Below are 6,295 nucleotides of genomic sequence, written 5' to 3' on the forward strand. Positions count from 1 at the left end.
GCCTCACCGGAGGTGGTGCTGGGGGGACGCGAGGATCGTCCGCGCGACCGCGGCGATGGCCCCGTTGAAGGTGGCGTCGACCTTGGCGCCCTCGGACACCCCGGCCACGGCGAGCACGAGCTTCTTCTCCCGGGCGGACAGCTTCTGGTGCACCAGCTTCACCGCCAGCGCGTCCACGTACGCCCCGGCGGTCGTCGGCGGCTTCGCCACCAGCTTCTCCGGCTTGACGTAGGTGAACTGCTTGCGCCAGCCGCCGAGCAGGTCACCGGCCTCGTTCCAGCCGTCGACCATGGTGCCGGCCGACGTCCACGCCAGGTAGACGTCGGCGTAACCGTCCGGCGTGGGCTTGCCCATCGGGTACTGGCCCAGCTCGCGCATCTTGTCCTGGACCTGCCGCAGCCCCTGGGCGAACGGCGTGCGCCGCTTGTCGCCCTCGAACCCGGCCGTCGCGTCCGGCCCGACCCCGAGCGACCGGTACGTGGCCACCAGGTACTCCATCGGACGGCGCACCTTCTGCCCGACCGCCGCCCAGAACTCCGAGGAGCTGAACAGCGTGGCCAGCACCGGCCGGATGTTGCCCTTGTTGGTGGTGTACGCCTTGGCCAGCCGGTCCACGACCGACTTCGGCGGGGTGTCGGAGACGAACCGGGTGGCCAGGTTCTGGGCCACGTACTTCGCCGTCGACGGGTGCAGCGCGATGTACCGGATGTACGAGTCGATGACCTTGTCGGCGACCTTCGGGTCGTTCGAGTCGTTGGCGTGGCTGAACCCGAGGATCTTCACCTTGCCGACGTAGTGCCGGTCGCCGAAGAACATGTACTTGCCGTCGGCGACGCCCCGCCCGGTCTGGAGCATGGCGGCCTGACGCACGTCCTTCTCGGTGTAGCCGCCGTCGACGCCGACCGAGTACAGCTCCAGGTTCTCCCGGGCGAGGTTCTCGTTGATCGCGTCCTTGCGCGAGTCCACCTGGTTCAGGTAGAGCAGCAGCGCCGGGTGCTTGTTCGCGGCCACCAGCATGTCCGGGTAGCTGCCCAGCGCGTGCTTGCGGATGACGTCCCGGTCGAACGCGTTGCGGTAGACCTCACCGCCGTCGAAGTCGGCCGCGACGTGCAGGAAGTCGTTCCAGAAGTCGACCATCACCTCGAAGAGCTGGCGGTCGGACCAGATCTGCCGGGCGATGGTGGCGTCCACCGTCTCCCGGGCCGGGTCGACGCCGCGCTCGTTGAGCTGCTCGCGCTGGTCGCGGAGCTGGGTCGGGCTGAGCTTCAGCGACGGCAGCTCGGCCAGCTTCAGCTCGGCCTTCGTCGGGGCGATCTTCTCCGGCTCCAACTGCTGGCGCAGCCAGTCGTCGATGCCGAGCCGCTTGATGTCGGCGATCACCTTCGGCGTCGGGCCGAACGTGGTCCGGCTGGCCAGGTGCCGGATCGGGTCCTTGGCGAGCACCGTCTTCACGGTCACCTCGGTCGCCTCGGCGGCGGCCGCCGGGCTGCCGAAGAGCCGGCCGCCGGCCGGGGCGTTGCGCTTGAGCGCCGCACCCGCCCGCGAACCCATGTAGCTCTCGTTCTGCTCGGTGTAGGTCCGCACCGTGCTGGGCTGCTGGCCGCTGGGCCGGGCCTGGGTGCCGTCGGTGGTCACCGTGCCGGTCGCGTCACCGGCCGCCGGGGCATCCGAGAACAGGCCGCGGAGCTGCGGGGAAAGCGCGAAGGCGGCCCCACCGGCAACCACCGCGGCGCCGCCGATCGTGGCGAGGGCGCGACGCCGGCCACGGTTCGGCGCGTTCTCGCCGTCGTCGTCCAGGTTGGGCAGTCCCGGTCCGGGCGGCGGCGCGTACCCACCGGCGGGCTGGGCGTAGCTCCCGTGCGGCTGGGCGTACCCACCGCCGGGCTGGGCGTACCCGCCCTGAGGCTGGGCGTACCCGCCGGGCTGGCCGTAGCCGCCGTGCGGCGCGTGGTCGGCGGGGGCGAAGCCGTTCGGGCCGACCCACTGCGGGCCCGGCGCGGGCTGCGGCGCCGGGGCGGGGTGACCGCCGGCGTACGGTGCGGCGGAGTCCAGGTCGCGGTACCCGTCCGGATGGGGGTGCTGGTATCCGTCCCAGCCGCGGTCGTCCCGGGGTCGACGCGGTGGCACGTTCAGGTCGGCCATGTACCTATCCCGTTTTCTTCGAGCGCCGGCACGCCGGCCACCCGGGGGTTGGGTGGCGAGAGGGCGGCGACGGTTGCCGGAGAGTTGCTACGGGAAAGTAGCCATGGCTACGCGGCCACTCAAGACGCGCCGAACACGCCGGTGAGCGCACTTAAGACGGTGCTCATGACCGCAACCGGGCACCCGGCGCCCCAGCCACCTCCCGGAGGCGTCCCGAGCAGGGCGGACCCGGGCGCCGACCGCCCGTACGCGAGGTTTCGGCCCGCCGCGACACCGCCGGACACGTTCGACACCTCAGGCAAATTTAAGGTACGGATAAGCCTGCGCTGAGGTGTCGCCCCGGCTGCCCGGATCGCGAAACCGGCAGCAGCGACGGCGCGTGACCCCCCTCGGATCCGGGTATGCCGCCGAACCGCTGAAGCCGTGAGGGGAAGGGCAGCGCCATGCTCAGCCAAGAGGATCAGCGCAGGTTCGAACAGATCNCAGGGGCCGCCGGGGCCGGTACCTGATGCTGTTGACGATCGTGCTGTGGGCCTCGCTGCCGGCGATGACCGTGCTGGCCGGTCGGTTGGCCGGGGCGGTCTGCGCGGTGGTGCTGGTCGCCAACGCGGCCCTGATGTGGCGCTTCCGCCGCCGCCTCACCTGAGCGCAAGGAAGGGCCCCCCGTTAACGCCTCCGGTAGAGGCGGGGCCCCTTGTTAACTCGCTCCTTCGCCGTGGAACTCCTGGTACGCGCGGCGCAGACGTTCGGCCAGGCCCGGGCCGCCGATCTCGACGCCGGGTGGGCCGAGCTGCCGCAGCAGCAGCTCCGGGTCGGTGGCCAGGGTGGGCGGCCGGTCGGGCAACGCCACCGGGGACACCCAGAACCGGTCGAGTTCGTCGTCCGGCGTGACCGCCGGCAGTCCGGCCAGCACCCGCCCGGCACCGGCGACCGGCATCCCGGCCGCCGAGCCCGCCGGACCAGCAGGGCCGGCCGGCTCCGACAGGTCTGCCGAGCCAGGCAGGACCGCAGGGCCCGCCGGGGCGGCGGGGCCGGCTCCGGCGCCGCCGGGGTGGACGCCGCGCAGCGTACGCAGGCGGGCGAGCAGATCGCCCCGGGCCCGGCCGCGCCAGTGCAGGAGCTGGAACGGATCGGCGTCGAACGCCTCGGCGAGCAGGTAGAACGTGGCGGCCAGGTGTTTGCACGGCACCGCGAAGTCGGGGCAGCCGCACCGCTGGTCCAACTCGTCGATCTCGGCCGGGAACAGCGGCGCGTCCGCCGCGGCGAACAGCTCCTCCAGCTCCGCCGGCAGGTCACCGGCGAGCAGCCGGGCGCTGAAGAACGCCTGCCCGGCCAACTCCGCCTCGATCCGCCGCCACACCTTCTCCGGGTACGCGGCCAGCCCGATCCGCACCGCGTACGGCTTCGGCCGGGATCCCTGTACGTCGGCGGTGACGCGTCCGGGCGAGACGTCCAGCCGGAGCACCTGGCCCCGGCGTGCGTACGCCCGTCCCCGGGTGAGCCGGGAGCCGAGCGCGAACGACTCCAACACCTCCACGAAGCGCCGGGACCACCAGGACTGCCCGATCGCGCCCCGGGTGCTGCGCGCCCGCAGTCCACCCTCGACCCGTACCGGCGGTCCGTATTCGTCAAAACCGGGACTCACTCGACCACCGCCCCGGGCTCCAACGTGAACAGCTCGCGCAGCGTCTCGGTGGACAGCTCGGTGACCCACTGCTCGCCGCTGCCCACCACCGAACGGGCCAGGGCACGCTTGTCGGCGATCATCGCGGCCACCTTCTCCTCGACCGTGCCGGCGCAGACGAACTTGCGTACCTGCACCCGCCGCCGCTGGCCGATGCGGAACGCCCGGTCGGTGGCCTGGTCCTCGACGGCCGGGTTCCACCACCGGTCCACGTGCACGACGTGGTTGGCCGCGGTCAGCGTCAGGCCGGTGCCGCCGGCCTTGAGCGAGAGCACGAACAGCGGCGGGCCGTCCGGCGTCTGGAACCGCGCCACCATGGCGTCCCGCTCGGCCTTGCCGACGCCGCCGTGCAAAAACGACACCTCCCGACCGGTACGCGCCGACAGGTGCCCCCGCAGCATCGCGCCGAACTCGGCGTACTGGGTGAACAGCAGCGCCTTCTCCCCCGCCGCGAGCACCTCGTCGACGATCTCGTCGAGGCGTTCCAGCTTGCCGGAGCGGCCGGGCAGCGCGGAGCCGTCGTGCAGCAGGTGGGCGGGATGGTTGCAGACCTGCTTGAGCCGGCTCATGGTGGCCAGCACCAACCCCCGGCGCTCGATCCCGTCACTGGACTCGATCTTCGCCATCATGTCGTCCACCACCGCCCGGTAGAGCGCGGCCTGCTCGGCGGTGAGGTTGCAGAGCACCTCCATCTCCAGTTTCTCCGGCAGGTCGGTGATGATCGTCGGGTCGGTCTTGAGCCGGCGCAGCACGAACGGGCCGGTGATCCGCCGCAGCCGCTCGGCCACCTCGGCGTCGCCGTGGCGCTCGATCGGCTCGGCGAACCGCTTGCGGAACACCGCGGCCGGGCCGAGCAGTCCCGGGTTGGCGAACTGCATGATCGACCAGAGGTCGGCGAGGCGGTTCTCCACCGGCGTACCCGTGACCGCGACCCGGTGCCGCGCGGGCAGCGACCGGACCGCCTCGGCCTGGCGGGTGGCGGCGNGTCGAACGCGTCCCGGGCGGCCACCGAATAGGTGGTGAGCACCAGCTCCGCCGCCTGCACGGCGGCGGTGAACTCCTCGCCCCGGGCCCGCTCGGCGCCGTGGTGCACGTGCACCCGCAGGTCGGGGGCGAACGTCGCGGCCTCCCGCTGCCAGTTGCCGACCAGCGACATCGGGCAGACCAGCAGCGTCGGCCCGGCCTCCGGCGGGTCGCCGGCGAGCAGCGCGAGCAACTGCACGGTCTTGCCCAGCCCCATGTCGTCGGCGAGGATCCCGCCCAGCCCGAGCGACTGGAGGAACGCCAGCCAGGCCAGCCCGCGCCGCTGGTAGGGGCGCAGCGTGCCGACGAAACCCGGCGGCGGGTCGGCCGGGGTGAGCCGCCGCTCCGCCTCGCCGGCCAGCAGTTCGCCGAGCGCCCCGTCGGCGACCACGTCCAGTACCGGCAGCTCACCGGCCTGGTCGTCGCCGGAGAGCCCCATCCGCAGCAGGTCCGCCACGGTCAGCTCGCCCGAGGAGCGCAGCAGCCGCAGCCCGGCCTCCAGCCGTTGCGGGTCCAGCTCGACCCAGCGGCCACGCAGCCGGACCAGCGGCGACTTCAGGTCGGCCAGCGACGCCAGCTCCTCGGCGGTCAGCGGCTGGTCGCCGAGGGCCACCTCCCAGCGGTAGTCGACCAGCGCGTCCAACCCCAGCGTGCCGGCGGTGGTGGCGACCGCGCCGGGCGCGGCCCGGCTGCGCGCCCGCAGCCGGGCGCCCAGGCGCGACGAGGAGCGCCGCCACCAGGACGGCAGCAACACCCCGAAACCGGCCGCATGCAGCACCGGCGCCCCCTCGCGCAGGAACCGGTGCGCGCCGTCGGCGTCCAGCTCCATGCCCTCGGGTACGGCGGTACGCAGCGCGGCGTCCACCTCCGGCCAGAGCCGGCTGGCCCGGCCCAGCTCGGCCAGCAGGGTCTCCTGGGGCTCCACGCCGCGGGCGGCGAGCGCGGGCGCGGGTCGCTGCCAGATGTGCCCGGCGTCGACCACCAACCCCGGCTCGTCGGCCGGGTGCAGGCCGAACTCCACCCGCCAGGCCCCGCCCTCGACCAACTCGGCGACCGGGTCGACGGCCGGCTCGACCAGGCGGAACGTGGCCCGTACCGCGCCACCGGCGGCGTCCCGCTGCCAGGCGTCCAGCTCGGTACGCAGCGTCGCCAGCGCGGCCGGCTCGGCGGTGAACGCCCGGTCCGGGCCGGTGAGCGCGGCCAGCCAGCCCGGCACCGGCCCGCCGGGGCGCATCCCCCGGTGCAGCCGGGTGTCCGCCAGGGCCACCCGCGCGGCGGCGTCGACCAGCGCGTCCAACGCGTCGGCCACCAACTCACCCGCCTCGAACCCCTCGGCCCGACCGGCCGCCCCGCTCCAGCCCTCCGCCGCCGCCGGCTGACCCGCCGGGCGCGGCCCGGCCGCCGCCTGATCCGCCCGGCGCGGCCCGGTCGCCGCCACATCGGCCC

The 6,295-nt window shown here is 73.8% G+C and carries 2 protein-coding genes and 2 pseudogenes; 1 reads left to right on the forward strand and 3 read right to left on the reverse strand.

Annotation, left to right across the window (positions count from 1 at the left end):
- Positions 1–3: 3 nt before the first annotated feature.
- The gene (locus B1205_RS22190) at positions 4–2,142 is read right to left on the reverse strand and encodes a DUF1800 domain-containing protein (RefSeq protein ID WP_089157348.1); all 2,139 of its coding nucleotides are present in this window, start codon (positions 2,140–2,142) and stop codon (positions 4–6) included.
- A 443-nt stretch (positions 2,143–2,585) separates the two neighbouring features.
- Here B1205_RS22190 and B1205_RS22195 point away from each other — a divergent pair.
- Positions 2,586–2,788, forward strand: a pseudogene (locus B1205_RS22195) (DUF3040 domain-containing protein).
- Between the two features lie 51 nt (positions 2,789–2,839).
- Here the strand turns inward: B1205_RS22195 and B1205_RS22200 are convergent.
- Complete coding sequence (locus tag B1205_RS22200; protein ID WP_089157349.1) at positions 2,840–3,787, reverse strand: SWIM zinc finger family protein; 948 nt, start codon at positions 3,785–3,787, stop codon at positions 2,840–2,842.
- Positions 3,784–6,295 (reverse strand): annotated as a pseudogene (locus tag B1205_RS22205) (DEAD/DEAH box helicase); the annotation flags it as partial. The gene B1205_RS22200 and the pseudogene B1205_RS22205, both read right to left, overlap by 4 nt.

Source organism: Micromonospora sp. NBS 11-29 (genome assembly GCF_002140155.1).
Classification (GTDB): domain Bacteria; phylum Actinomycetota; class Actinomycetes; order Mycobacteriales; family Micromonosporaceae; genus Micromonospora.